The organism is Hyphomonadaceae bacterium BL14 (assembly GCA_027627705.1).
GTDB lineage: Bacteria > Pseudomonadota > Alphaproteobacteria > Caulobacterales > Maricaulaceae > Oceanicaulis.
This window is the reverse complement of record CP091242.1, coordinates 2,184,257-2,209,746: the sequence shown is the minus strand read 5'-3', so window position 1 is coordinate 2,209,746 and position 25,490 is coordinate 2,184,257. Positions and strand designations below refer to the sequence as shown.

Below are 25,490 nucleotides of genomic sequence, written 5' to 3'. Positions count from 1 at the left end.
CATCAGGTCCATGGCAGAATTCGTGGAACAATAACCGTCAATGCGAGTTCAGGTTTTAGTAACTAAATACTTCTCCAGATCAGCTGCATATGGCTCCGCTACGTGTTAGGCTGATCAGGAATGAAGGGCAGTCCGGAAGGAATAGCGGTCGCCATGACCATGTTGCGCACCTTTGCCTCCAGCCTTTCAGCTGCGGTGTTTGCCGTCAGTCTGACAGGCGTTGGCGCGCATGCCGCCCCCGGAGATTTGCGGCCTTCCGTGATAGCGCCCCTGCTCAATGAATTGGCTGCTGCACCGCAGCCCCGCTCGGCGACCCTGGATGCACGTGATTCGTTCAACTCATCGACGGGTCTGCGGTTCGATGCGCGCGATGACGGCTTCACACCGGCGCGTGACGCGGTACGGCCCGGTGCCTCCCGGCTGGCATCCGGCCTGCTCGGCGCGCGCGCGCCCGTCATCGCTCGCGACATGCTGGCAGGTTTCGAGACCTCCGAGACCTTGCTGGCGTCCACGCCCGAAGGCGGCCGGTTCACATTGTCCTTCCTCAATGGCGAAAACCCCAGTGCCATGACGCTCGCGTTTGGCGAGGACTATGCCGAAGCGGCGGGCTATGCGCTCGCCGGCGAGCGCGACCGTCCGCGCCGCATGACGCTGCGCTATGAAGGGGCTTTCGATGCGCCGGGCCAGTCCGGGCTTGATATCGGCCTGTCGCCGCGCGCCGGCGTGTCCTTGGGTGATTACGGTCCTGCCGCTCAGGCTGGTGCCACGGTGCGTCTGGGCCAGTTCATCGGCCAAGACGCTGGCTGGTCGCGCCCGGCCTGGTGGTTCTTCGCCGGCGCAGACCGTCAGGCCCTGCTGTATGATCCCGGCTCGGGCTTCAGCCGGCTGGGTGCCATGACCGTCGCGCCCTACGCCATGGTGGGCGACCAGCAGGCTGGCGTCGCCATGCGTCTGGTGGGCGCGGATCTGTCGCTGGCCTATGTGCGGCGCGAGACCACCTATTCCCTGCCCGCCCAGTCCTGGGACACCGAAGAAGGTTTCGCCGCCTTCTCCCTGACCCTGAGGCGTTAGGCCGGTTTCACCGCCGCCATCAGATAATTCACACCTGCGTCTCCGGAAATGAAGAACCGGTCTTTAAGCGGGTTGTAGCTGACGCCCACCGGCGTGCGCACTTCCAGCCCCTCGGCCTCCATTGCCGCGCGCGCCTCGTCAGGGCGCACCAGCTTGTCGAAGCGGTGGGTGCCGCGCGGCAGCCATCCCAGCACATACTCCGCCCCGAAAATTGCCGTTGCGAAGGCGCGGGCCGTACGGTTGATCGTGCCCATGATCATCACCCCGCCCGGCTTCACCAGCTGCGCGCAATCGCGCAGGAATGCCTCCGGGTCGGCCACATGCTCCACCACTTCCAGATTCAGCACCACATCGAACTGACCCGGCCCGTCTTGCGCCAGCAATTGCTCGGCCACGCCCCAGCGATAATCGATGGTGAGACCGGCTTCCTCGGCATGCACCAGTGCCGTCTTGATATTGGCCTCGGCGGCGTCAACGCCGGTTACGGCCGCGCCCAGCCGCGCCATCGGCTCGCTCACCAGCCCGCCACCGCAACCGATATCCAGAAGCGCCAGGCCTTCCAGCGGTGCAGCGCCGCTGCGCCCGTAATGAGCGCACAGCGTTTCACGAATCCAAGTCAGGCGCGCCGGATTGAATTTGTGCAACGGGGCGAATTTCGAGGCCGGATCCCACCATTCTCCGGCGATGCGGGAGAATTTCTCCACCTCATCGGGATCGATGGACGGGGATACAAGTCGGTCAGGGGCGGCGGCCTGGGCCATGGGTGACTCCGGTACGGCGTTGGCGCGCGCGGGGCGCTTACGTATAGGTGACGCAATATGGGCGCTCGCGCGCCCGGAATCGAGCCGGGTGCGCGGTTACGTCCCGGCCCTTCGGCCGTGGGAGCTGGCATGACGCGTCTGGTGGTGAAATTCGGCGGCACCTCCATGGGCGGGCCAGACCGTATTGCGCATTCGGCGGCCATCGTCGCCCATGAGGCTGCCAGCGGGCGACAGCTTGGCGTGGTGGTCTCGGCCATGGCCGGAGAGACTGACCGGCTGCTGGGGCTTGCTGAAGCGCTGGGCGGGGGTCTGGGCGAGGTGGAGACCGACACCGTACTGGGCGCCGGCGAACAGGCGAGCGCCGCGCTGATGGCGCTGGCGCTCAAGGCGCGCGGCCTGAAGGCCGAAGCGGTCATGGGCTGGAGCCTGCCCATTCTGGTCGATGGGCCGCCGGGTGCCGCGCGCATCATCGCCATCGACGCAGATGCCCTGGACGCCATGATGACAGCTGGCATTATTCCGGTCGTCGCCGGATATCAGGGGCTGGACGCCAGCGGCCGTCTCGCCACGCTGGGCAGGGGCGGCACGGATCTGACTGCCGTCGCGGTCGCCGCGGCGGTGGGCGCAGAATGCGATATCTACACCGACGTGGACGGCGTGTTCACCACCGATCCACGCATCGCGCCTGAAGCCGCGCGGGTAGAGCGGATCAGCCATGACGCCATGCTCGAGCTCGCCGCCATGGGTGCCAAGGTGCTGCAAACCCGCTCGGTGGAATACGCCAAGGCCAAGGCTGTAACCCTGCGGGTAAAATCCAGCTTCCTCGCCCCCGGTGCCAGCGCCGGTACGGAAGTGGTGGACGACGCGCGGCTGGCCGAGCGCCGCATCGTGTCGGGCGTGGCCTATGTGCGCGATCAGGCGCGCCTGTCGCTTCATGGTGCGCCGGGGACAGACGCTGCCGAGGCCCTGTTCGCTGCCTTCGCCGACGCTGACGTGGCTGTGGACATGATCGTTCAGGCCCGCGCCCGCTCCGGAGGCGCGGTCGTGGAGTGTTCCGTCAGCGGACGCGACTTGCCGCGCGCCCTGGCGCTGGCAGAGGGCCTCGCAGCGCGGTTCGAGGGCATCGATATCCGCTCCGAGACGGGCCTTGCCAAAGTGTCGGTCGTGGGCACCGGCCTGCGCGGACGTGCCGATGTGGCGCGTACCCTTTATGGCGTGCTGGGACGCGAGGGCGTGCGTGTGCGCATGGCGGCTACCAGCGAGATCAAGATATCCGCCCTGGTCGATGGCGATCTGGTGGAGCGGGCTGTACGCGCCCTCCACGGTGCCTACGGGCTGGCAGCCCTATGACGTGCTGCAGTGCCGCGCCGGGTTCGCAACGGCGCGCGCGGGCGCTAAGTGTGTGCTCATGAGTGACGACAGTCCTGCAGAAACCTTCCGCCGCGCCCTGAGTGCCGCCACGCGCGCCCTGTCCGGTGCGCGGGAGCTGGAAGTCAAGTTTGGCGGTGACAAGGATGTCCTGGCAAAGGGCAAAGTCCTTTTGCCCAACCCGCCGCAGGCTTTGACGCCACAAGACGCAGCGCTCTTGCGCGGCAAGGCGGACGCCATGGCCTTGCGGGTGGCGCTGCATGATTCGGTCCGCCACCAGCAGTCAGCCCCGCCCGGTGCGCGGGCGCGGCGCATTCATGACGCCGCCGAACAGGCGCGGGTGGAGGCGCTGGGCGCGCGCGACATGCGCGGTGTGGCAGGTAATCTGGACGCCGCGCTTATTGAGCGCTGCCGCCGCGAGGGTTGGAACCAGGCCGAGGACCGTCAGACCGCGCCTCTGGCTGATGCCGTATCCATGCTGGTGCGTGAGCGCATTACCGGACGCCCGGCACCGGACGATGCGCGCGGCCTGATGCAGGTCTGGCGTGAGGATGTGGAGGCTGCTGCCGGCGGAGCGCTTGATGCGCTGGCTGAATCCGCTGGCGATCAGGTGCGTTTCGCCGCGGCGTTGCGCCAGGTCTTGCGCGATCTCGATCTCACCGACGAGCTTGGCGAAGAGGCCGATGAGGACGAAGACAACGAAACAGATGACGATTCCGGCGTCGAGCAGGACCCCCAGTCCGGCGATGATGACGGGCAATCCGAACCCGATAGCGGTGAGGACGATCAGCCCGAAGATGCGCGTGGCACGGCGTCTGACACCGATGAGGTCGAATACGCCCAGGACAGCCAGACCCGCATCGAGGCCGATGACGAGCCCGGCGATGCGCGTCAGGCCTCGCGGCCCAACTGGGTACAGGGCCAGGGCGAGGATCCCAATGCCTATAAGGTCTTCACACGCGCTTTCGACGAAGTGATCCACGCGTCTGATTTATGCGATGGCGAAGAGCTGGCCCGGCTGCGCCGCAATCTCGACCAGCATCTCAAGGGGCTTGAGGCCGCAGTCGGCCGGCTCGCCAACCGGCTGCAGCGCAAGCTGATGGCCAAGCAGCAGCGCTCCTGGGCCTTCGATCAGGAGGAGGGCGTGCTCGATCCGGCCCGCCTGCCGCGCATCATCATGGATCCGATGCAGCCGCTCTCCTTCAAGCAGGAACAGGAGATGGCATTCCGCGACACGGTGGTCACGCTGCTCCTGGACAATTCCGGCTCCATGCGCGGCCGGCCCATCCTGGTGGCGGCCGCCTGCGCGGACATTCTGGCGCGCACGTTGGAGCGTTGCGGGGTCAAGACCGAGATTCTGGGGTTCACGACCCGGGCCTGGAAAGGCGGACGGGCGAAAGAAGAATGGCTGGCCCAAGGCAAGCCGCCCCATCCCGGCCGGCTCAACGATCTGCGCCACATCATCTACAAGGGTGCCGACGCGCCGTGGCGCCGGGCCCGGCCCAATCTGGGCCTGATGCTGCGCGATGGGCTGCTCAAGGAGAATATCGACGGCGAAGCCGTATTGTGGGCGCATTCGCGCCTTCTGGCCCGTCCCGAGCAGCGGCGCATCCTGATGGTGATCTCCGACGGTGCACCGGTGGATGACGGCACCCAGTCGGCCAATTCACCGGCCTATCTGGAAAAGCATCTGCGCGAGGTGATCGAGATGATCGAGACCCGCTCGGACGTGGAACTTCTGGCCATCGGTATCGGCCATGATGTGACGCGCTATTACCGCAAGGCGGTGACCATTGTTGACGTTGACCAGCTGGCCGGTGCCATCACTCACCAGCTCGCGGGTCTGTTTGAACGCGACCCGCGCGCTGGACCGGCTGGCGCGAAACGGGCGCGAGCAGGCCGCGGCCGGTAAGCCTTTAAAGTGACTTCAAAAACCCCTCCAGCTGCGCCATGTCGGGCGGAAGCGGGGTTTCGAAGCGATGGGGTTCGCCGGTCACCGGGTGAATAAAGCCCAGCACCGCTGCGTGCAGCGCCTGGCGCCCGAAGCCGCGGAACACCTTGCCGTCATCCAGCTTGGCCAGCACGCCGCCGCGTCCCTTGCCATACAGTGGATCGCCCAGAAGCGGGCAGGCGATATGGGCCATATGGACCCGGATCTGGTGGGTGCGCCCGGTTTCGAGACGGCACTCCACCCGCGCGGCCACCGGCGTGCCGACCGAGGCGCCGGGGACCTGACCGTACACGTTGAGCGTCTCGTAATTGGTGATCGCGTGCTTGCCGGCCTTGCTGTAGTCGGGCAGCACCGCGATCTTCTTGCGGTCATGGTCTGACCGGCCCAGCCGGGTCTCCACGCGCCCGGCGCGCGGCTTGGGTGCACCGCGTGTGAAGGCGATATAGGCGCGCTCCACATCGTGGGCGGCGAACTGTTCTGACAGTCCCTGATGGGCCTCGTCGCTCTTGGCTGCCACCATCACGCCGGACGTGTCCTTGTCCAGCCGGTGCACGATCCCGGGGCGCATCACCCCGCCAATGCCAGACAGTGACCCGGCGCAATGGTGCAGGAGAGCGTGGACCAGCGTGCCGCTCCAGGCACCCGCGGCCGGATGCACCGTCATGCCGGCCGCCTTGTTGACGACGATCAGGTGCGCGTCCTCGAACAGGATGTCGAGCTTGATGGCCTCGGGTTCCGGCTCGGCGCGTTCGGGTTCCGGTACGTTGAGTACATAGACGCCGTCCCGCACCTTGGCGGAGGCTTCGTTGAGGGCTGCACCATCCACACGCAGCGCGCCCGCTTCGATCAACGCCTTGCAGCGCGAACGCGACAGGTCCGGGCACTGGTCCGCCAGCCAGCGGTCCAGGCGCTCGCCCAGAGCCTCCGGCTCGGGCGTCAGGGTGCGGATGTCCGGGCCCGGTTCGCTCATAATCGGCCTTGTACCCGGCCCGGAGCGTGTCGAACAGGCCACACCCCACACTTTGCTGCGCCGCGTCAAATTCCTGTCATACCTTTGTTGAGCATCTGTCACGCACCGCGCCTACTCAGGCCGGCGATGCGCGCTGCTGATCCGTAGCGCGTACAGCCAGTTCGAGGGGAAGTTCCATGACCATCAAATCCCGCCTGTCCGCCTGCGTTGCGCTTGCCGCGCTCGTGTACGCTGCGCCGGCGCTCGCCCAGAGCAATGCGGACGACGCGCCGCGCGCCGAGCCCCGCGACGTCATCACTGTGACGACCCAGTTCCGCGCCCAATCGCTGGCTGACGTGCCGGTGAACGTCACGGCGTTTGATTCCGAGCTTATTGACCGTCTCGACATCCGGACGCTGGAAGACCTCGCCCTGTACACTCCGGGCCTGGTGGTCCAGGAGCAGAGCCCGAACAATCCCGGCTACTCGCTGCGCGGGATCACCACCGACAGCGGCGCGGCCAACGCCGAAGCGCGCGTGGCCATGTTCCAGGACGGCCTGTCCATCACCCGCTCGCGCGGCTCCTATGTGGAATTGTTCGACATCGAGCGCCTGGAAGTGGCCAAGGGTCCGCAGCCGACCCTGTTCGGACGCGGCGCGCTGATCGGCGGGATCAACATCATCCAGAACAAGGCGGCCCAGGAGAACACGGCGAGCGTGTTCGCCGGCTACGGCAATTTCGATCACCGCGAAATGGGCGGCCATGTGAACCGCGACCTCGGCGCCGGCTATGCCTTCCGCCTGGCCGGGGTGCTGCGCTCGCGTGACGGCTATATCGAGAACCGCGGCAGCGGCGATGACCTGCAAGGCCGCCACACGGCGGCGGCGCGTTTCGTATTCAGCGGCGAGCCGACCGATAATTTCCGCTTCCACGTGATCGCCAACTGGCAGCAAGACACCGGGCCGGGCACCTCGTTCAAGTCCGGCGTACTGGCCGCGCCGGGCCTCGACACCTCGCCCTACACCGCTGCTGATCTGCGCCTGATCCCCGGCTTTGAAGGTAATCAGCCGCTGGGCCTGGATCGCATTGTGCGCGGCGTCACCGTGCTGACCGAATGGGATCTCACCGACTCGCTCAACCTGTCCACCATCACCGGCTATCGCGACTACGAATCGGTGGAGATTTTCGACCCGATCGGCGCCGGACTCAATTTCGTCAACTTCGCCGAGGACGCCACGGGCCGTCAGACCAGCCATGAAATGCGCCTGACCTTCGACAATGGCGGCGCGCTGACGGCGTTTGGTGGCTTCACCTACTTCTACGAAGCCAACACCCAGCGGGTGCCGGGCATTTATAACGAGGGCGTCGCGCAGGCGTTCTTCGTGTCCACCGGCGCATTCGGCAATCCGGCGACGATCGCCACCGCGCTGGGCGTGCCGGTGTCGGCGATCACCGATCTGCGCAACCCCTTCCCCTTCTCGATCGCTGCGCTGTCTTCGGGTCAGGGCTTCGTACCGCTGCGCCCCAACTACACTGAAGACTCCGCCAATGCGGGCCGCACCGAATCGGTCGACGTGTTTGCCGACGTGTCTTTTGCGGCGACCGACCGGCTGACCCTGACGGCGGGCCTGCGCTATACCGACGAGGACAAGATCGCCTCGGGCTATGGCGGAACCAGCATGGGGCCCAATCGCGTTACCTTCGGCCCGACCCTGATCCTGCCTGCCACGCCAAACGGCGCGGCGGTGCGCGAGACGGCGAGCTTCGACGCCTGGACCTGGCGCTTCGTGGCCGCCTATGAACTCAATGACCGGATCAACACCTGGGCCAGCTATGCGCGCGGGCGTCGTCCCGACGTCATCGCGCTCGACACCGGATCGCCGACCTTCTTCTCGATCGCGCCGGCGGAGATTGTCGACTCGGTTGAAGCGGGTGCCTTCGTGAGCCTGGACCGCGGAACGCTGTCAGGCTCGATCTTCCGCTCGCAGTACGAGGACTTCCAGTCCTCGGTGTTTGACCCCACCTCGGGCACGTTCGCACCGACCAATGCGGGCAATGCCACCCAGTACGGGCTGGAGCTGCAGGGCGATTTCAGCCTCGGTGACCGCGCTGATCTGTTCTTCACCTACGCCTATAATCTGGCCACGTTCGACGACACGGCGAACGGCCAGCCCCAGGCGCTGGCGGGCAACCGCTTCCGCTACTCGCCCGAGCACGCCATCGCTCTGGGCGCGCGCGTCGTGGTGGCCGAAGGATCGTGGGGCGAAGTGAGCGTCCTGCCGAGCTATACGTGGCAGTCGCACTTCTTCACCGACAACGATAATGACGAGTTCGTCGGCGTGCGTCAGGACGCATACGGCATCGTGCGGGCCCGCCTGCGCTACGAGACCGCTGATCGCAGCCGGTTCGCCGAAGTGTTCGGATCCAATCTCGCCGACGAGGAATACCTGGTCGATGCGGGCAATACCGGCGCGGCGTTCGGCTTGCCGACCTTCATCGCCGGCGCACCGCGCACCTTCGGCGTGCGCATCGGAGCGTACTTCTAGGCCATTGGCTTAGAGGGGGGCGGACGGCTGGCGCGGGAGAGGGGCCCGCAGCCGGCCGTTTGCGTTTAGGGCCATAAAGGCTTGCAATTGCCTGCGGTGCTGCAAATCTGGCGGCGCGAAATCCGGGGAGGGATGTGACATGGCCGACACCAAATTCAGGCTGACGCGCCGGGGCGCGCTTCTGGGCGCTGCCGGCATGGGTGTGGCGGTCAGCGCGTGTGGCGAAGAGCGGCCGCAGTTTGATCCGCTGCCGCGCCGTGAAGGCGCGTTCAAGCATGGCGTCGCCTCCGGCGATCCCAAGTCCGACAGCGTCGTCCTCTGGACGGCCATCACCACCGATGATGGCGCGGTGCCGGGTCGCGCTGTTGTGGAGATGGCTCTGGACGCAGATTTCTCCGACATTGTCTGGAGCAGCGAGGCTGCGCCGCGCGACGGCGTGCTTACGGTGCACGGTGCCACGCCGGTCAAGATCATCGCCGACGGGCTGGAGGCGGGCCGCTGGCATCACTACCGCTTCCGCTACGGGACGCAGGTCTCGCCCGCCGGGCGCACGCGCACCCTGCCGGTGGGCCGCACCAGTGAGTATCGCATTGCCGCCTTCTCCTGTTCCAACTATCCGCGCGGATTCTTCAATGCCTACCGTCACGCCGCGGAGAACGCCGAGGCGGATCTGATGATCCATCTGGGTGATTATCTCTATGAATACGGCATGGGCGGATATGGCACGCAAGACGCCGAGCGCCTGTCGCGGGTGGTTGATCCGGTCGGCGAGATTGTGTCCGAAGACGACTACGCCCGGCGCCACTCGCTCTATTGTCTCGATCCCGATCTCCAGGCCGCCAAGGCCGCCGCCGCCTGGCTGCCGATCTGGGATGACCACGAAACCGCCAATGACAGCTGGTCAGGCGGGGCACAGAACCATGACCCCGAGACCGAAGGTGACTGGCATGCGCGCCGCGACGCGGCCATCCGCGCGTATCATGACTGGCTGCCGGTACGCGAAGGCGAGACCCTCATCAATCGCTACGGCAAGGCCGAGATCGGCGATCTGGCCACCTTGCTGTTTGTCGAGACCCGCCTGACTGCGCGCTCCTCGGAGCTGGACTTCTCAAGCTTCCCGATCCCGGTCGGCGCCGACCCGGATGACGCGGCCAGCCAGGCAGCGGTGCGCAACTGGCGCGACAATGTGATCGGTGATCCCGAGCGCCGCCTGATTGGCGACGAACAGGGCGAATTCATCGCCGGGACGCTGTCGGCGTCGGTCGCCGAGGGCAAGCCCTGGCGCGTGATCGCCAATCAGGTGCTGATGGGCCGCCTGGAAGCGCCGAATTTCATGACTGAAACACCGCTCTGGCTGCGCCTGGGCATGCGGCTGACCTCGCGCTTCCAGTGGGAGTTTGCCCAGCGGACGGCCCATGGCGTGCCGATGAATCTCGACAGCTGGGACGGCTTCCCGGTGGACCGCGAGCGCTTCTATGACCGGGCGCGGGCCGCAGGGGCCGACATGATTGTGCTCACTGGCGACACGCACAATATGTGGACCAATGATCTGTTTGACGCCTCGGGAGAGCGGCGCGGGACAGAGTTCGGGGTCACTTCGGTGACCAGCCCCTCGCCCTATGAGGCCGTCAATGCACCGGACGTGGATTTCGGGCGCATGATGGAAGAGCGCAATCGGGAAATCCTGCTCAACAATGTGCGCGACAAGGGCTATCTGCGCCTGACTTTGCGCCGAGGCGAAGCCGTGGCCGAGCATGTGCGTGTGTCCACCATACTGAGCCGTGACTTCACCGGCGAGGTGGCCAGCGCGTGGCGGGTCAGCCCGTCCCTGGGCGGTGCCGTGCCGCAGGTTCAGCGGATCAGCTAGGCCTCCCCGCGCGGATGCACGCTGTTTGCCTGTCCGATATTTAACGCCTGCAGTGCTGGACAGGCAGGCGAACAGCGTTCACGGTTCACGCTTCTTGGTCGCTGGGAGTGGGCGCTATGTCTGAACATGCCAAAGAAAATGTATTCGCCAGCATCTGGCGCTGGATCGGTCTCATTCAGCACGGAATCTTGCGCGTTTTCGGTCTGATCCTGATTCTGATCGTCCTGATCGTCCTCATCGGGGGCCTGTTCGGCGGCGATGACGAATTCGAGATGGCCGAAGGCGGCTTGCTGAACTTCTCTCCCACCGGAGCGATTGTTGAGGAGACGAGCCAGGTCTCTCCCGGCGACGCCTTCACCGCCGCCTTGCTGGGCGGCGGGCAGCCCAACCAGATCCTCCTGCGCGACGTGATCGAGGGGCTGCGTCTGGCTGCCGAGGATGACGAGGTGACGGCGCTTCTGGTGAATTTCGACGGCCTGGTCGGCGCCACGCCCGCGGCGATGCACGCCATTGCCGCGGAGATGATCGCGTTCCGCGAGGCGGGCAAGGAGATCATTGCCTATGGCGACAACTATTCCATGGGCGGCTATATGCTCGCCTCTCACGCCAGCGAAGTGCACATGCATGAGATGGGCGGGGCTGTGGTCAACGGCTACGCCATTTACCGCACCTTCTTCCGGTCTCTGCTGGACCGGTTGAACGTCACTGTGAACGTCTACCGAGTGGGTACGTTCAAGTCGGCGCTGGAGCCCTTCCTGGATGACAGCATGTCGCCGGAAGCCGCCGAGGCGACCCGCTATGTATTTGGTGATATCTGGGACGCCTATCAGGCCCGTGTGGAAGCGGCGCGCAGTCTCGAGGCGGGCGCGCTGCAGACCTATGCGGACACCTTTCCCGACCTGCTGGCGCGCGTAGATGGCGATACCGCGCGGGTCGCGCAGGAGGCGGGCCTCGTCGACGCGCTGACCGGCCGCGGCGCATGGCGCAACATGATGGAAGAGCGGTTCGGCCGTGACGCCGACGAAAACCGCATCCGGTCGAGCAATTTCCTGGAATATGTCGAAGCGCGCCGTCCCGAGGCGGCGACCCGGGGCGATGTCATCGCTGTGATCAATGCTGTTGGCACGATCCTGGACGGTGACGGCGATGGCGGCGTCATCGGCGGCGACCGGCACGCCAACCTGATCCGCCGCGCGCGCCTGGATGACGATGTGAAAGCCATCGTCCTGCGCATCGATTCAGGCGGCGGTTCGGCCTTTGCGTCCGAACTGATCCGTGAAGAACTCGTGCTGGCGCGTGAACAGGGCAAGATCGTCATCGCCTCCATGGGCGGTGTGGCGGCTTCGGGCGGTTACTGGATCGCCGCACCGGCGCACGAGATCTGGGCAGAGCCGACGACGATTACCGGCTCCATCGGCATTTTCGGCTTCATCCCGACATTCGAGAACACCATGGCCGAGATCGGCGTGTTCGAAGATGGCGTATCGCTGACCGAAACCGCCCGCTTCCCCTCGCCGTTCGGCGGGGTGACCGACACCTGGAGCGACATCCTCCAGCAGTCCATCGAGTCGGGCTATGAGCAGTTCCTGTCCGTTGTCGGCGAAGGCCGCAACATGACCCGCGACCAGGTCGACGCGGTCGCCCAGGGCCGCATCTGGACCGGCGCCCAGGCTCATGAGCGGGGCCTGGTGGACCATCTGGGCGGGTATGACGAGGCCATCGCCGCCGCCGCCGAACGCGCCGGGCTGGAAGAGGGCGATTACCGCGTCATGGAATTCGTGGACAAGCAGGACCCCTTCGAGGAATTCCTGAAAATGATCGGTCTGTCCTTTGTGGCCACAGCGTTCGAGGGCCCGGGCCTGCTGCCGGGCGGCCTGTTCGGTCAGGCGGCTGTGGAAGCCGGTGCCGAGCTGCAGCGCATCAACATGATGACTGACCGGCGCGGCGTGTACGCCACTTGCCTCGAATGCGAGGCGTTCCGCCGCGTGCAATAGGCGGGCGCTGTCCATGAGACTGGAGAACCCGGGCGCGCAAGCGTCCGGGTTTTTCTTTGGGGGCTACCAGATCAATGCCGGCGCAGCGTAGCGGGCTGACAGAGCGTCTTCCGCCAGAAGGCCTGTTGCAGCGTGCGCGTCGAACGGACCGGCGAGGCGCTCGCCGGTAATGCCGCCGGTGATGAAGAGCGCATCGATCCCCTCGCCCTGGGCGCCGGCGATGTCGGTCTTCGGGCCATCGCCGATGGCGAGTATGCGGCTGCGGTCAGCGTCCACGCCCAGGGCTTCAAGGCGCCTGTAGGCCAGCTCATAGATTGGCGGATGGGGTTTGCCGGCCATCACGACGGTTCCGCCCAGGGCCTCGTACAGCTGAGCCAGCGCCCCGGCGCAATAGCGCAACGCCCCGCCCACCTGCACGACAATGTCAGGGTTGGCGCACACCAGAGGAAGGCGGCGAAGGGCGGCCTCGGAGAGGAGGTCGCGATACTGCTCGGGCGTCTCGGTCTCGAAATCGACCAGGCCGGTGCAGGAGATGAAGGCGGCGTCTTCAAGGGGTGCAAACGCAAGCCCTGTTCCCTCATAGAGCCCGTCATCATAATCAGGCCCGAGCTTGTATGCCGGCCCCGGCGCGCGCCGGGACAGCTCTTCGAAAATCGCGTCGCCAGACGTGACGGCCCCGTCCCATCGCCCGTTGCCCGCGCCCAGCTGCGCCAGATGGCTCAGCAGCCAATCGCTGCGCTGGGGCGAGTTGGATAACAAGATGACGCTACCGCCCGAGGCGCGGAAGCGTGTGAGCGCATCCAGCGCGCCATCGATCAATGCGCGCCCGTCGCGGATTACCCCCCAGACATCACACAGGATGACATCATAGTCGCGCACCAGCGCTGACAGACGGGCCACCCCGCTCACGCTGCGGGCGGGCGGTATTCCAGCCCGAGATAGCTCACCACGCCGAACGCGATCACACACAGGAAAGCGGCCAGTCTCAATACGCGATCGGGCCAGCCGGGCACCACGGAGAAAGGCGGCTGGCCTCCCACCTCGTGCACCAGAAATCCCGCCACCATCAGAGCGGCAATCCCGGCGACGAGGATGCCGGCGAAGACCAGGCGCTCAGGTCCGTGAGCCGCCTGGAAACCGGCGATAGCGCACAGCCCCAGCGCCGCATGGGCGTAGGTGAGCTTGTGTACGAGGGCGGGGCTGGCGGAAGGCGGGCGTGCTGACATGGGGGCAAATATGGCGCCTGCACGCGCTGCAGGCCAGCGGGCTTAGCCAGCCCGGCGCACATCCTGGTCAGCCCGGCTCAGCACCTCCTCGCGGACAGGGCGCGGGGCCCCGAACAGATGCCCTTGAGCGTAGGCAATGTCGAGGTCGAGAACTTCGACGACGGTGGCTTCTGTCTCGATCTTTTCGGCCACCAGATCCACGCCATAGCGCGCAAACAGACCGGCGACATCTTCCGGGGGCAGGGCACCCGGCTCGCGCCCGGCCACCGGCTCGCCGCCATGCAGCGCAGCCACCAGGCGCTCGCCGGGAATCTTCAGGAAGCGCACACCTGCGCGCTGCAGCTCATTGAGATCGATATTGAGATCGTTGACCTGATCGAGCGAGAAGCGGAAGCCGTAATCGGCCAGGCGCGCCATGTTGCGCGCTGCAATCGCCGAGCGGCTCTCGAAGGCGGCGCGCGGCATCTCGAAGATGAGTGCGCCGGCCAGATCGCCATTGCGGCGCAGAAAATCGAGGAAACCGGGAAAGAAGTCCTCATCGGCCAGTGACCGGATCGAAACATTGCAGAACACGCCGATGCGGCGGTCCGACTTGGTCAGGCGGCGTACGATCTGCACGCACCGCAGGAGGAGGAGATTGTCCACCTCGGCGATCATGCCCGCGGCCTCGGCGGCGGCCAGGAACGCGCCGGGGGCCACCACCTCGCCCGTGCTGGTCCTCAGGCGTGTGAACCCTTCATAGAAGCTGGTGCGGCGCTGGGGAAGGCCGACTACCGGCTGCATGTAGAGGTCGACCCGGTTCGCATCGAGTGCCTCGCGCACCATGGCCGCGATATCGGTATCGTCTTCGGCCCGCGCCGGCGCGGGTTCAGGTACCGTGCGCGCGGCGTCAAGCCGTGCGAGTATCTGGGCGACCAGGGTTTCGTCGCGTGGTGCCGCGGCGTCGTCGGTGCGATCCGCAGGCGATCCCGCACCGCCTGACAGGGCATCCAGGCGCGCCTGCGCCTCGTTGAGCGTATTGATCATGCTGGCATTGGCGCGCTGGAGGGATTTCAGTTCGGCGTCAAAGCGGGCGCGTTCCTCGGCCCGGGCAGCCGCAGCGTGCACCTGGCCCGCAATAAGGAACACGACCGCGCCCATCAGCCACGCCAATTGAGCGCTCATCAGCTCGAAGCGCTGGAACGCAAGCGCGGCCACCACCGCCACCATGGCGTAGGTCACCACCACCAGAATATCGCTGACGCGAGCCTTCATTACCGAGCGTCTTTCTCCGTCGCGCCGCCGCCGCGCGAATCAGCGCACGCACCGATTACCAGACTAGGCTGCGTTAAACATCGTTGTCACATCGTTAAACCCCGGCGTACTCGGGCGCGCCGGTCACCAGCCGGTAACCCTCATGTCATGTCAGGGGATGCGCAGCGCCTCGGCGACCGCCATGGTCGCGCCATGACACCCGTATTCGCAGCCGGTCTTCAGGCCTTCAATCAGGCGTCCGCGCGCATGAACGCTGCGGCTGACCGGACTGTGCGGTCTGGTCTGGCCCCCACAGATGGCAAGTCCCGCGAGAATGGCTGGAGCGACGACATCATCACGGCGCGCATTGAAATGATCCGCGCCCACCACCAGGCGTCGGCTGCCGCCACCTCCATCCAGGCCGCCAGCGACATGGTGGGCAAAATCCTCGACGTCACGGCCTGAGGCGGCGTTCAGAACGGGCGGATCGCTGCCGTCGCCGTGGCTGTCGCGCACAGCACGCCGTCCTCATTCCACAGCCGGCCTTCCAGGAAGGCCACGGATGATCCCAGGCGCGCCACCTGCCCCAGCGCACGGGCGCGCGGGGTGGTCAGCGGACGCAGGAAGCTGGTCTTCATCTCCAGTGTCGGCACGGCTGCTTTCATGTCGGCCGACATGAAGGCCGCCGCGCTCATCGCTTCGTCCAGAAACCCGGTGACGATACCGCCCTGAACAGAACCGTTGGGATTGAGAAATTCAGGGCGGGCGGAGAACCAGGCCTCCACCGAGTGGGCCTCGGGATCGAGCCCGATCAGCTCAAAACCGAAATGCTTCGACACAGCCGGGATGTGGGCGGGGTCGGAGAACAGCGCGATGAAGCGCGCGGCCCGGTCCGGCGCGGCGCTCACTCTTTCTTCCGGAAATTGTCCAGGCTGACCACCGTGCTTTCGCCGCCCGGCGGCGCCGTGTCGCTGGCCGCGCGCGCAATCTCGCCCGGACCGGGTGCCGCATAATCGAAATGCAGCCGGAAGCCGACGCTGGGGTCATGGAAACGGGTTACGGCCCGCCACGGCACGCGCATGTATTTGGGCACGCCGGAAAAGCGCAGCGTCACTTCCCAGCCTTCATCATCACTGGAGAGGTCCCAGAACTGATGCTCAAGCACCACGGTCATTTCTTCAGGATAGGCTTTGACCAGGCTTTCATCGATATCGCAGGCCGGATCGTCAGTGCGGAAGGTGATATAGAAATGATGCGCGCCCGGCAGGCCGCCGGGTCCTGCGGCGCGTTCCAGCGCCTTGCGCACGACCCCGCGCAGCGCATCCTGCGCCAGCTGGTCGTAATGCATCAGGTCCTTGCTCACGCCCCTGCCGCCCTTCTCCAGCCCCGCTGGCTTCTTCAACGCTCGAGCCTAGCTCAGTCCCTGCGCGCGTCAATTGCGCGCGGGCACCTCAACACACCATGGCGCGCCTTGGTTGCAGGACCCGGTGCGTGTTAACCCGGCTGTACGCCAGCCAGAGGAAATTGCCGATGATGTCGTCCGCAAGCTTGGCTCGCCCGCCTGAAGCGCTGTTCGAGCCGGCCCGCGCGCCCGGCCTGACCGCGCCGATCAGCTTGATGCAGACCGCCCGGCTGATGCGCCGCAATCCCATGGCCATCCTGCCTGAAGCCCTGTTCGAGACCACGCGCCTGACGGGCCCCTATCTGGGGCGCAAGGTGCATGAGGTGTCCGGCGCGGCGGAGATGAAGTCGATCCTGCAGGACAATTTCCATGCCTGGCGCAAGTCGCCGCTCATCCTGCGCATGCTGACGCCAATCCTCGGCGATTCCATCCTCACCGCCCATGGTGAGAGCTGGCGGCGCCAGCGCATGACGTTGCAGCCGGCCTTCCTGAAACGGCGGATTGACCGCTTCATCCCCATTATGGCGAGCGCCGGCCGCGACGCCGCAGAGACGCTGCTGGGCGCGGATGGTCCGGTCGATGTCCATGCCGTCATGAATGACACAACCTTCTCGGTGATCGAGCGCGCGCTGTTTTCTGACGTGGAAGGCTTTGACCGCGGTGAAGTGCGCGCCGCCATCGAGGTGCTGCTCGAGGAGATCGGGCGCATGCGCTATTCCGATCTTGTCCCCTCGCCGGAATGGACCCCGCGCCTGATGGGTCCAGGCGCGCTCAAGGCCCGCGGCGTGTTTCGCGCCGCTGCAGACGGCCAGATAGCCCGCCGCCGCGCGCTGGCGGATCCGGGCAAGGATTTGCTCGGCTTGCTACTCTCGGCGCGGGACGAGGAAACCGGTGCGGCCCTGTCCGACCGCGATATTCGCGACACGCTGATGACTTTCATTGCTGCAGGTCACGAAACCACCGCCATCGCCATGAGCTGGGCGCTCTATCTGATCTCTCATGACGAAGCCTGTCAGGACGCCCTGCGCGCCGAAGCCGATACGGTGTACGGCGCGGGCGTGCTGGACGCCGAGGCCGTGCCCCGGCTCACGCTGGCCCGGCAGGTTATCGAGGAATCCATGCGGCTGTTTCCGCCGGCGCCGATCCTCGCCCGGCGGGCTGTGGCTGATACCGAGATTTGCGGCCATCCGGTGCGCAAGGGCGATGTCGCGCTGCTCGCCTTCTACTGCCTGCACCGGCACAAGACGCTGTGGGAGCATCCCGATCACTTTGACCCGGACCGCTGGAACCCGGAGCGCAGACCGCGCGACCGGTATCAGTTCCTCGCCTTCGGCGGCGGCCCGCGCGCCTGTATCGGGGCGCAGTTCGCGCTTCAGGAGGCGGCGATCATCCTGTCCCTGATCGTCTCGCGCGCCCGCATCACCCCCGCCCACGGCGCGGTGGAGCCGGTGATGCAGGTCACACTGCGCCCCAAGGGCGGCATGCGGCTGAAGGTGGAGGCGCGGTGAGGAAGGAAAGTGGGGGGCTTCTGTTGCCAGGCGCCCCCCGAACCCCGCCTGACCTTGCTAGAGATCAGGACTTAAGTGCGAGATACCCGCGCTGCTATGCAGCGAGAGCCACCTCTTCAGCATAGTTGTCATTGGCAACTACTTTGAGTGGGCTGGTAACGAAGCCCATTCGGGCGAAAGCTACGCCTTTAGCCATCCGTCGATGCTAGTCGGCCCCATGCGCCGCGCCAATGAGCGGGAATTTGGTGGAGCCGCCGGGATTCGCACCCGGGTCCGGTCTGGTTATTACACGCGCGTTTATCGCCATAGACCGCCGAAGCGGACATCCTCAATATAAGGGTTAGACGCCGCAGATGAAAGGCGCCTGATGATCAGACGCTTTGGTGCAGCCCATCTCGTCCGCCTCGCCCGGCTGGCCGGGCTGTTGGCTCTTGTCATCCTGGCGGCCTGCGCCGGACCGTCCCGGCCGTTCGCCCCGCCGGCGTCGGCGGGCGATTGCGCCCTGATAGGCGTCAGCTCCAATGGCTGGCATGGGGGACTTTACCTGCCCGCCAGTGCCTTTGCGCCGGACAGCGCGTTACGGATCGAGTTTCCCGAGGCGCGCTGGTTTGCCATCGGATGGGGGGATGGGCGCGCCTATCCCGGTCCGCTGCGGCCTGGGAGCGCGATCAGCGCCATCGCCTGGCCCACCGGCTCTCTGGTGCATATTGCCGGCCTGACCCGCGACCCACGTGAGGCCTATCGGCAGGATCATGTGGATGTCGCGGTGTCGCGCGCGGGCCTTGCCCGCCTTGTGGAGGCGATTGAGGTCGAGCTTGAGCGCGATGAGGACGGCGGCGCGATGGTTGCCGCGCCGGGCCTTGACCCGCGCGGCAGCGCCTTCTTCAAGGCGCGCTCATCCTATCATTTGTTCAACACGTGCAATGTCTGGCTGGCGCGCCATCTGCGCGGTGCCGGGATGGATACAGGCTGGCCGGGTGGCCATGTGCTGCCGGTCACGCTCATGTCCCGGTTGGAGGCCCGGGCACCGCACGCCTGCCCGCGGGACCCCGAGACAGCGCGTTAACCCTTTGGTGGCGGGACTCACGATGTGACAGGGGCGGTGATCTGAACAGGTTGAGCTCATGACGTTGGCGGTCATCCCCGCGCGAGGCGGCAGCAAGCGCATTCCGCGCAAGAATGGCGCGGATTTCTGCGGCCGGCCCATGATTGCATGGCCGATCCGGGCGGCGCTGGACTCAGGCTGTTTCGAGCGCATCATCGTGTCTACCGATGATGCCGATCTGGCAGCCCTGGCGCGCGAATGCGGGGCGCAGACGCCCTTCGTGCGGCCCGATCATCTGTCTGACGACCGCACGCCGGTCATTGATGTCATCGGCCATGCCATCGAGACGCTGGAGGCGGCGGGCGAGATTCACGCCCATGTGTGCTGCCTGTTTGCCACTGCGCCCTTTCTCAAGGCGGAGGATTTGCGCGCCAGTGCAGACCTGATCACGGCGGACGGCGTGGACTATGTATTTTCGGCGGCGCGGTACGGGTTTCCGATCCAGCGCGCCTTCCGTGTCACTGACAATGGCGGCTGCGAGATGTTCGATCCCGGCCAGTTCCATACCCGCAGCCAAGATCTGGAAGAGGCCTATCACGACGCAGCCCAGTTCTATTGGGGCGTGCGCGGCGCCTGGCTGGAGCGGCGGCCCGTGTTCACGCCGCGCGCGCGCCCTGTGGTGCTGCCGCCCAGCCGGGTCTGGGATATCGATACGCCCGACGACTGGGCGCGCGCCGAGCTGATGTTCCGCGCGCTGGGGCTGGACAAGTCATGACGCGCGCCGCCTTTCGCTGCGATGCCGGCGCGGCGCTGGGCGGCGGGCATCTCATGCGCTGCCTGACGCTGGCGCAGGCGCTGAGCGCGCGCGGCTGGGGGATAGAGTTTCTGTGCCGGGATCTGCCGGGCGCCGGGCTGGACCGCGTCACGGCGGCGGGGTTTGGTCTGCACCGTATCTCCGATGAGCGCCCTGAAACCGTGCGCGCCTGTCTCGAGGCCGGCCTGCCCGGCTGGCTGATCGTCGACCATTATGGGCTGGATGCGGCTTTCGAAGGTGATGCCTGTCCGCCGGGCTGGCGGGTGATGGCGATTGATGATCTGGCCGACCGTGATCATGACTGCGCGCTGTTGCTGGACCAGACCCCGGGGCGCGCAGGGGGGGATTATGACGGCAAGCTACCGGGGGATTGTCTGCGCCTGATCGGACCGGATTACGCCCTCCTGCGCCCGGCCTTTGCCGTCGGGCGGCCGGTGCTGCCGGAGGCCGGCCCGCTGCGCCGCGTCCTGGTCGCCATGGGGGCCGCCGACCCGGAAAACGCCACCGGCGCGGTGCTGGACGCGCTGGCGGGGCGCAGCGATCTGAGGGTGACCGTCGTGCTGGGGTCGGGCGCGCCCCATCTGGTGAGTGTCGCCGGTCAGATGGAGGCGCGAGGGCGCGCCGGACAGCTGCTGGTCCAGCATGCCGACATGGCCGGGCTGATGGCGCGGCAGGATCTGGCTATCGGCGCAGGCGGCATGATGGGGCTGGAGCGTGCGGCCATGGGTCTGCCCGCCCTGATTGTCACGCTGGCCGACAATCAGTTGCTGGCCGCGAGCGCCTTGCATGCATCGGGCGCGGCCAGGCTGATCGGGGATGTGCGCGCGCCCGGCTGGGCGTTGGCGATCGCCCCGGCGCTGGAGGCGCTGGCACCGCCGGAACCGCGCATCGCCATGGCGCAGGCGGGGCTGGCGCTGGTGGACGGGCGGGGCGCGAGCCGGGTCGCGGAGGCGCTGGATGCGGCCTGAACCGGAGATCGTCCTTGAGGGATTAGGCGCGCTTTTTCGCGTGGATAGCACCGATCGTGAAACGGTGCGCGCCTGGCGCAACGCCCCGGACGTGCGCGCCGCCATGTACACCCGCCACGAGATCACACCGGCCGAGCATGAGTCGTGGTGGGCCCGTCAGGGGTCAGATCCGGCCCGCCATATGTTCATCGCGGCGCTTGATGGGGTCAGGCTCGGCGTGGTGAGCTTTACCCGGCCTTTGGGCGCGAAACATGCGAGTTGGGCGTTCTATGCGGCGCCGGATGCGCCGCGCGGCGCCGGCCGGCGGATGGAGGCGCTGGCCCTGGAGCTGGCCTTCGGACCGATGGGGGTGGAGACCCTTGCCTGTGAGGTCCGGGTCGAGAATGTCCGGGTGATCGCGCTGCACGAAAGATTCGGCTTCGCGCCCGCCGGTGAAATCACGCGCGAGACGCCCGAAGGGCCGGTGATAGCGGTGCAGCTTATCCTCACATCACAGAGCTGGGCGGCGCGGCGCGCCGGGGTGCTGGCGCAGCTGGGCTATATCGGAGAGGCGTCATGAGCGCAGGCTTCATCATTGACGGACGCGCCATCGGGCCGGGCGCGCCGCCCTATCTGATCGCGGAGCTGTCGGGCAATCACAAGGGCGAGCTCGCCCGGGCGCTCGCCATGATCGATGCGGCGGCCGATTCCGGCGCCGATGCGGTGAAGCTGCAGACCTATACCGCCGACACCATCACGCTCAGAAGCGATGCGCCGGAATTCACCATTCGCGGCGGCCTGTGGGACGGGCGGACCCTGCACGATCTCTATCAGGAGGCGTCCACTCCCTGGGACTGGCACCCGGCCCTGTTCGAGCATGCCAGACAGCGCGGGATCACGATCTTCTCCTCGCCCTTCGACCCCAGTGCGGTGGCCTTGCTGGAGAGCCTGAACGCCCCGGCCTACAAGATTGCGTCATTCGAGATTGTCGATCTGCCGCTGATCCGTTGCGCCGCCGCGACCGGCAAGCCGCTCATCATCTCCACAGGCATGGCCAGCGAGGCCGAGATTGCAGACGCGGTGAAGGCCGCCCGGTCCGCGGGCGCCGGCGGGATCGTGCTTCTGCGCTGTGTCAGCGGCTATCCGGCGCCGGCCCATGATTACAATCTGGCGGCGCTCGCCGACATGACCACCCGCTTTGGCGTTCCGGCGGGGCTGTCGGATCACACGCTGGACGATGTCACCGCCATCGCCGCGACGGCGCTGGGCGCAGTGGTGATCGAAAAGCATTTCACCCTGGCGCGCGCCGATGGCGGGCCGGATGCGGCGTTCTCGCTTGAACCGGAAGAGTTTGCACGCCTCGCCCAATCTGTGCGCGACGCCCATGCGGCGCTGGGCCAGCCAGTCTATGGCGCCAAGGTCAGCGAGGCGGGCAATCTGCAGTTCCGCCGCTCGCTCTACTTCACCCGCGACCTGCCGGCGGGCCATGTGGTGGGCGAGGGCGATGTGCGCTCGGTGCGCCCCGGCCATGGCCTCGCCCCGAAACATCTCGATGCGGTGCTGGGCCGGCGCCTCGCCCTCCCCGTGCGCTACGCGCAGCCGGCGTCCTGGGATGCGTTTGAGGGCGGCGCCGACAGATAGGCGCGCAGCATCCGGCGCAGCTCCTGCGTCAATCGTTCCGGCGAGGCCAGCGTTCCGTCATCTTCAACGAACCAGCGGTGAATGACGGCGTCGGCCGTGTCCGCCAGAAGCTGGGCCGCCACGCCCGGATCGGACACGTGCGGCGCCAGCGCGTCTTCCAGAAACAGGATCGCGCCGCGCCGCAGCGCCTCGACCCGCGCGCGTACGGACGGCGAGAGCGGGACTTCGGTTGACAGGGCGCGGTGGAGGCGCGGATCGTCCTTGTGAAGGTCGACCAGGCCCTGCACCAGCGCGTCGATAATCGCCCCGGCGCCGCCGGTCATGGCGGCTTCGCCCGCCGCTGCGGCCAGCAGAGCCTCGCCTTCAGCGATATGGGCGTTGGCGATCTCGTCGGCCAGCGCCTGCTTGTCGGGGAAATATTCGTAGAGCGAGCCGATGGACACGCCCGCCCGCGCAGCCACCGCATTGGTGTTGAACCCCGCCCATCCCTGTTCAGCCAAAATCCGAGCCCCGGCCTCCATAATGGCCGCGACCGTCGCCCTTGAACGGCTCTGTTTGGGTTTGCGGACAAGGGTCTGGTGGGGTCTGGCGGTCGACAGGGCGCGTGCTCCCAACCCGAGTTTCAAAATCTGAGCAAATATTCAATAACCTTGGGAATGCAAGAATGGAAGCCTGTTATGGACGCCTACGAAAACTCACCGTCGTGGACGCAGTACCGCGGCATTCTCAAGACCCGCTTCGGAATCGTGATCGCGCGCACGCCTGAGGAAATCTGGCGCACAGTGCGCGGTCATGAGGTTCATATCGATGTCTGGGCGCCCGAGGGGGCGGCCAAAGGCACGATGATCCTGGTCCATGGCGGGGGTGGCAATGGCCGCGTGCTCGCCCCTCTGGCGGACGCCGCCGCCGGCCTCGGCTGGCGGGTGCTGGCGCCCGACCTGCCCGGCTATGGCCTGACCCGGCCCGCGCCGGGCTATCGCGGCGAGTATGCCGAGTGGCCGGCCATCGTGGCGCAGCTGGCCAATGAGACTGACGGTCCAGTGGTGCTCATGGGCCTGTCGGCGGGCGGGATGACAGCGATGTTCGCCGCCGAGGGGGCCCGGAAGGTGGACGGGGTCATCGTGACCACGCTGCTCGACGCGGGCGACCCGGCCATGCTGATGCGCGCCGCGCGCTGGCGGTGGCTGGGCGCTCTGTCGCTGCTGGGCTTCGCGCTCATGCCGTGGCTGATCGACCGGCTCTGGCTGCCTCTGTGGCTGGCGACGCCGATGCGGGCCATGTCGAGCGACGCGCATATGAATGACTATTTTGCGCGCGACCCGCTGCTGGGGCGGCTCTGGGTGCGGCTGCGCTTCTTCCGCACCCTGCACGCGCGCAAGGCGAAACGCCTGTCGCCCGGCTGCCCGCTCCTGCTGGTCCATCCCGGCGCGGATGCCTGGACGCCCACTGAATTGAGCCTGCGGGTTTACGAGCGGATCGAGGGGCCCAAAGAATTCGTGGAGCTGAGCAACGGGGCGCACCTGCCGCTGGAGCGCCCGGCCTTTGATGAGCTGAAAGCGAGCATTAGCCGGTTTCTGGAGGGCGTGGCCGGTGGGGGCGTATGAGGTTTGAGCGGGGCGATGCCCGTGGCCGGTTCCGGGGGCCAATCCTCCCCATCGTTCCATGCTGGAAGATCACGCAAGGCGATCGCAGGCAGTCAAGGACGGCCCTTCGGGCCGCCGTCATGCGGCGACCGAGCAAAGCTCGGTCGTCCTTGACAGACTGCGACGCTTGCGAAAATGGCTCAGCAAGGAGCGACGGCGAGATGGGGTCGCAAATGAAGCTGTGAGCGCGAAACCCGGCCCCGGTCAGGTGGGAAGGCCGCGCATGACATGCATGGCCCTGTCATGAGGGGACGACAGCTCATTGATCAGCCTCATCCCCACCGAAGGCGGAACCTGAAGCCTACTCCGCCGCCGCTTCCGCCGCCTCGCGGCTGGCGCGCAGCTTCTCCGCCTGGTCTTCCACCGCGGCGACGATGCGCTCGATCATTTCTTCATTGGAGACTTTTTCGGTCTGCTGGCCGGCGAAATAGAGCATGCCGGCACCCTTGCCACCGCCGGTGAAGCCGAGATCGGTGTAGGCCGCCTCGCCCGGGCCATTGACCACGCAGCCGATGATGGACAGCGAGATCGGCTCGGCGATGTGCTCCAGGCGCTCTTCCAGCGCCTCCACCGTCTTGATCACGTCAAAGCCCTGCCGGGCGCAGGACGGGCAGGAGATGATGTTCACCCCGCGCGTGCGCAGACCCAGGGATTTGAGGATATCAAAGCCAACCTTGATCTCCTGCACCGGATCGGCGCTGAGCGAGACCCGGATCGTGTCGCCAATCCCGGCCCAGAGGAGATTGCCCAGCCCGATGGCGCTCTTGATGCCGCCGGTGCGCAGCCCGCCCGCTTCCGTCACGCCCAGGTGCAGCGGCGCGTCGGTGGCCTCAGACAGCATCTGATAGGCGGCCACGGTCAGGAAGACGTCAGACGCTTTGACCGAGATCTTGTATTCGCGGAAATCGAGGTCTTCCAGGATGCGCGCATGGTCCAGCGCGCTTTCCACCATGGCTTCGGGACAGGGCTCGCCGTATTTTTCCAGCAAATGGCGCTCCAGCGAGCCGGCGTTTACGCCGATGCGGATGGAGCAGCCATTATTGCGCGCGGCCGAGACCACATCGCGCACCCGGTCCATGGACCCGATATTGCCCGGATTGATGCGCAGGCAGGCCGCGCCCGCCTCGGCCGCCTCGATGCCGCGCTTGTAATGAAAATGGATGTCGGCCACCAGCGGCACGCGGGACTCGCGCGCAATAGTGCGGAAGGCCGCCGTGCTTTCCGGGTCGGGGCAGGACACACGAACAATGTCGGCACCGGCCTCTTCCAGCTGGGCGATCTGGTTGAGCGTGGCGCGCGCATCGGTGGTGGGCGTGTTGGTCATGGACTGCACGCTGATCGGCGCGCCGCCGCCGACCGCCACCGGGCCGACCATGATCTGCCGGCTCTCGCGCCGGTCAATCATGCGCCAGGGGCGCACTTTGGTGTGGGCTTCAACGGCCATAGCGGTCCCGCTTCATGCTTGCAGCTCTGATATACCCCGACCGGCGGCTATGTGCGAGGGGGGCTGCCGCGGCACATCTG

The 25,490-nt window shown here is 66.6% G+C and carries 23 protein-coding genes and 1 other RNA gene; 14 read left to right on the top strand and 10 right to left on the bottom strand.

What is annotated here, in order from left to right:
* Window positions 1–258 precede the first annotated feature (258 nt).
* A complete protein-coding gene (locus L2D00_10755; protein ID WBQ12322.1) occupies window positions 259–1,071 on the top strand; it encodes a lipid A deacylase LpxR family protein in 813 nt (270 codons plus the stop codon).
* Here the strand turns inward: L2D00_10755 and ubiG are convergent.
* On the bottom strand, window positions 1,068–1,832 hold the full coding sequence (gene ubiG, locus L2D00_10750) for a bifunctional 2-polyprenyl-6-hydroxyphenol methylase/3-demethylubiquinol 3-O-methyltransferase UbiG (GenBank protein WBQ12321.1): 765 nt from the start codon (window positions 1,830–1,832) through the stop codon (window positions 1,068–1,070). The two genes, L2D00_10755 and ubiG, sit on opposite strands and share 4 nt — an antisense overlap.
* A 129-nt stretch (window positions 1,833–1,961) precedes the next feature.
* Between ubiG and L2D00_10745 the strand changes: the two genes are divergently transcribed.
* On the top strand, window positions 1,962–3,182 hold the full coding sequence (locus tag L2D00_10745) for an aspartate kinase (GenBank protein WBQ12320.1): 1,221 nt from the start codon (window positions 1,962–1,964) through the stop codon (window positions 3,180–3,182).
* Window positions 3,183–3,240: 58 nt separating this feature from the next.
* Window positions 3,241–5,112 (top strand): cobaltochelatase subunit CobT, encoded by a 1,872-nt coding sequence (cobT, locus tag L2D00_10740; GenBank protein ID WBQ12319.1) that lies wholly within the window; start codon window positions 3,241–3,243, stop codon window positions 5,110–5,112.
* Between the two features lie 4 nt (window positions 5,113–5,116).
* Here the strand turns inward: cobT and L2D00_10735 are convergent, their stop codons facing one another.
* Complete coding sequence (locus L2D00_10735) at window positions 5,117–6,121, bottom strand: RluA family pseudouridine synthase (protein ID WBQ12318.1); 1,005 nt, start codon at window positions 6,119–6,121, stop codon at window positions 5,117–5,119.
* A gap of 176 nt (window positions 6,122–6,297) precedes the next feature.
* Here L2D00_10735 and L2D00_10730 point away from each other — a divergent pair, with 176 nt between their 5' ends.
* The 3 genes from L2D00_10730 (at window position 6,298) to sppA (ending at window position 12,507) form a co-directional block, all read left to right on the top strand.
* Window positions 6,298–8,646, top strand: a complete 2,349-nt coding sequence (locus L2D00_10730; protein ID WBQ12317.1) for a TonB-dependent receptor — start codon at window positions 6,298–6,300, stop codon at window positions 8,644–8,646.
* Window positions 8,647–8,785: 139 nt separating this feature from the next.
* On the top strand, window positions 8,786–10,513 hold the full coding sequence (locus L2D00_10725) for an alkaline phosphatase D family protein (protein WBQ12316.1): 1,728 nt from the start codon (window positions 8,786–8,788) through the stop codon (window positions 10,511–10,513).
* Between the two features lie 116 nt (window positions 10,514–10,629).
* Window positions 10,630–12,507 (top strand): signal peptide peptidase SppA, encoded by a 1,878-nt coding sequence (gene sppA / locus L2D00_10720; protein WBQ12315.1) that lies wholly within the window; start codon window positions 10,630–10,632, stop codon window positions 12,505–12,507.
* A gap of 63 nt (window positions 12,508–12,570) precedes the next feature.
* On the opposite strand, the gene L2D00_10715 is transcribed toward sppA, so the two are convergent.
* From L2D00_10715 to L2D00_10705, 3 genes are read right to left on the bottom strand one after another with little or no spacing between them, the layout of a single operon-like run.
* A complete protein-coding gene (locus L2D00_10715) occupies window positions 12,571–13,407 on the bottom strand; it encodes a TIGR01459 family HAD-type hydrolase (GenBank protein WBQ12314.1) in 837 nt (278 codons plus the stop codon).
* Between the two features lie 5 nt (window positions 13,408–13,412).
* A complete protein-coding gene (locus L2D00_10710; GenBank protein WBQ12313.1) occupies window positions 13,413–13,733 on the bottom strand; it encodes a hypothetical protein in 321 nt (106 codons plus the stop codon).
* 42 nt (window positions 13,734–13,775) lie between these two features.
* The gene (locus tag L2D00_10705; GenBank protein WBQ12312.1) at window positions 13,776–14,987 is read right to left on the bottom strand and encodes an EAL domain-containing protein; all 1,212 of its coding nucleotides are present in this window, start codon (window positions 14,985–14,987) and stop codon (window positions 13,776–13,778) included.
* A gap of 192 nt (window positions 14,988–15,179) precedes the next feature.
* Here L2D00_10705 and L2D00_10700 point away from each other — a divergent pair, with 192 nt between their 5' ends.
* Window positions 15,180–15,431, top strand: a complete 252-nt coding sequence (locus tag L2D00_10700; protein ID WBQ12311.1) for a hypothetical protein — start codon at window positions 15,180–15,182, stop codon at window positions 15,429–15,431.
* Window positions 15,432–15,439: 8 nt separating this feature from the next.
* On the opposite strand, the gene L2D00_10695 is transcribed toward L2D00_10700, so the two are convergent.
* Window positions 15,440–15,874 carry a PaaI family thioesterase gene (locus tag L2D00_10695; protein WBQ12310.1) on the bottom strand — a complete coding sequence of 145 codons (435 nt, stop codon included), beginning with the start codon at window positions 15,872–15,874 and terminating at the stop codon, window positions 15,440–15,442.
* Entirely contained in the window at window positions 15,871–16,329 is a 459-nt protein-coding gene (locus L2D00_10690) for a ClpXP protease specificity-enhancing factor SspB (protein WBQ12309.1), read from the bottom strand. The genes L2D00_10695 and L2D00_10690 overlap by 4 nt, the downstream gene beginning before the upstream one ends.
* Window positions 16,330–16,496: 167 nt before the next feature.
* On the opposite strand from L2D00_10690, the gene L2D00_10685 reads away from it, so the two are divergent.
* Window positions 16,497–17,876, top strand: coding sequence for a cytochrome P450 (locus tag L2D00_10685; GenBank protein WBQ12308.1), 1,380 nt, complete (start codon window positions 16,497–16,499; stop codon window positions 17,874–17,876).
* Window positions 17,877–17,884: 8 nt separating this feature from the next.
* Here the strand turns inward: L2D00_10685 and ssrA are convergent.
* Window positions 17,885–18,239: a transfer-messenger RNA gene (gene ssrA, locus L2D00_10680) on the bottom strand.
* Between the two features lie 4 nt (window positions 18,240–18,243).
* On the opposite strand from ssrA, the gene L2D00_10675 reads away from it, so the two are divergent.
* From L2D00_10675 to pseI, 5 genes are read left to right on the top strand one after another with little or no spacing between them, the layout of a single operon-like run.
* Window positions 18,244–18,942: a DUF2459 domain-containing protein gene (locus L2D00_10675; protein ID WBQ12307.1), complete on the top strand. Its 699-nt coding sequence runs from the start codon at window positions 18,244–18,246 to the stop codon at window positions 18,940–18,942.
* 58 nt (window positions 18,943–19,000) lie between these two features.
* A complete protein-coding gene (gene pseF / locus L2D00_10670) occupies window positions 19,001–19,696 on the top strand; it encodes a pseudaminic acid cytidylyltransferase (protein ID WBQ12306.1) in 696 nt (231 codons plus the stop codon).
* Entirely contained in the window at window positions 19,693–20,703 is a 1,011-nt protein-coding gene (gene pseG, locus L2D00_10665) for a UDP-2,4-diacetamido-2,4,6-trideoxy-beta-L-altropyranose hydrolase (GenBank protein ID WBQ12305.1), read from the top strand. The genes pseF and pseG overlap by 4 nt, the downstream gene beginning before the upstream one ends.
* A 40-nt stretch (window positions 20,704–20,743) precedes the next feature.
* Complete coding sequence (gene pseH, locus L2D00_10660) at window positions 20,744–21,262, top strand: UDP-4-amino-4,6-dideoxy-N-acetyl-beta-L-altrosamine N-acetyltransferase (protein WBQ12304.1); 519 nt, start codon at window positions 20,744–20,746, stop codon at window positions 21,260–21,262.
* The gene (pseI, locus tag L2D00_10655) at window positions 21,259–22,323 is read left to right on the top strand and encodes a pseudaminic acid synthase (protein ID WBQ12303.1); all 1,065 of its coding nucleotides are present in this window, start codon (window positions 21,259–21,261) and stop codon (window positions 22,321–22,323) included. Before pseH ends, pseI begins: the two co-directional genes overlap by 4 nt.
* Here pseI and L2D00_10650 read toward each other — a convergent pair.
* Complete coding sequence (locus L2D00_10650; GenBank protein ID WBQ12302.1) at window positions 22,272–22,823, bottom strand: TetR/AcrR family transcriptional regulator; 552 nt, start codon at window positions 22,821–22,823, stop codon at window positions 22,272–22,274. The genes pseI and L2D00_10650 overlap by 52 nt on opposite strands.
* Window positions 22,824–23,000: 177 nt before the next feature.
* On the opposite strand from L2D00_10650, the gene L2D00_10645 reads away from it, so the two are divergent.
* Window positions 23,001–23,927: an alpha/beta hydrolase gene (locus tag L2D00_10645; GenBank protein ID WBQ12301.1), complete on the top strand. Its 927-nt coding sequence runs from the start codon at window positions 23,001–23,003 to the stop codon at window positions 23,925–23,927.
* 340 nt (window positions 23,928–24,267) lie between these two features.
* On the opposite strand, the gene ispG is transcribed toward L2D00_10645, so the two are convergent.
* Window positions 24,268–25,410 (bottom strand): flavodoxin-dependent (E)-4-hydroxy-3-methylbut-2-enyl-diphosphate synthase, encoded by a 1,143-nt coding sequence (ispG, locus tag L2D00_10640; protein WBQ12300.1) that lies wholly within the window; start codon window positions 25,408–25,410, stop codon window positions 24,268–24,270.
* Window positions 25,411–25,490: the final 80 nt, after the last annotated feature.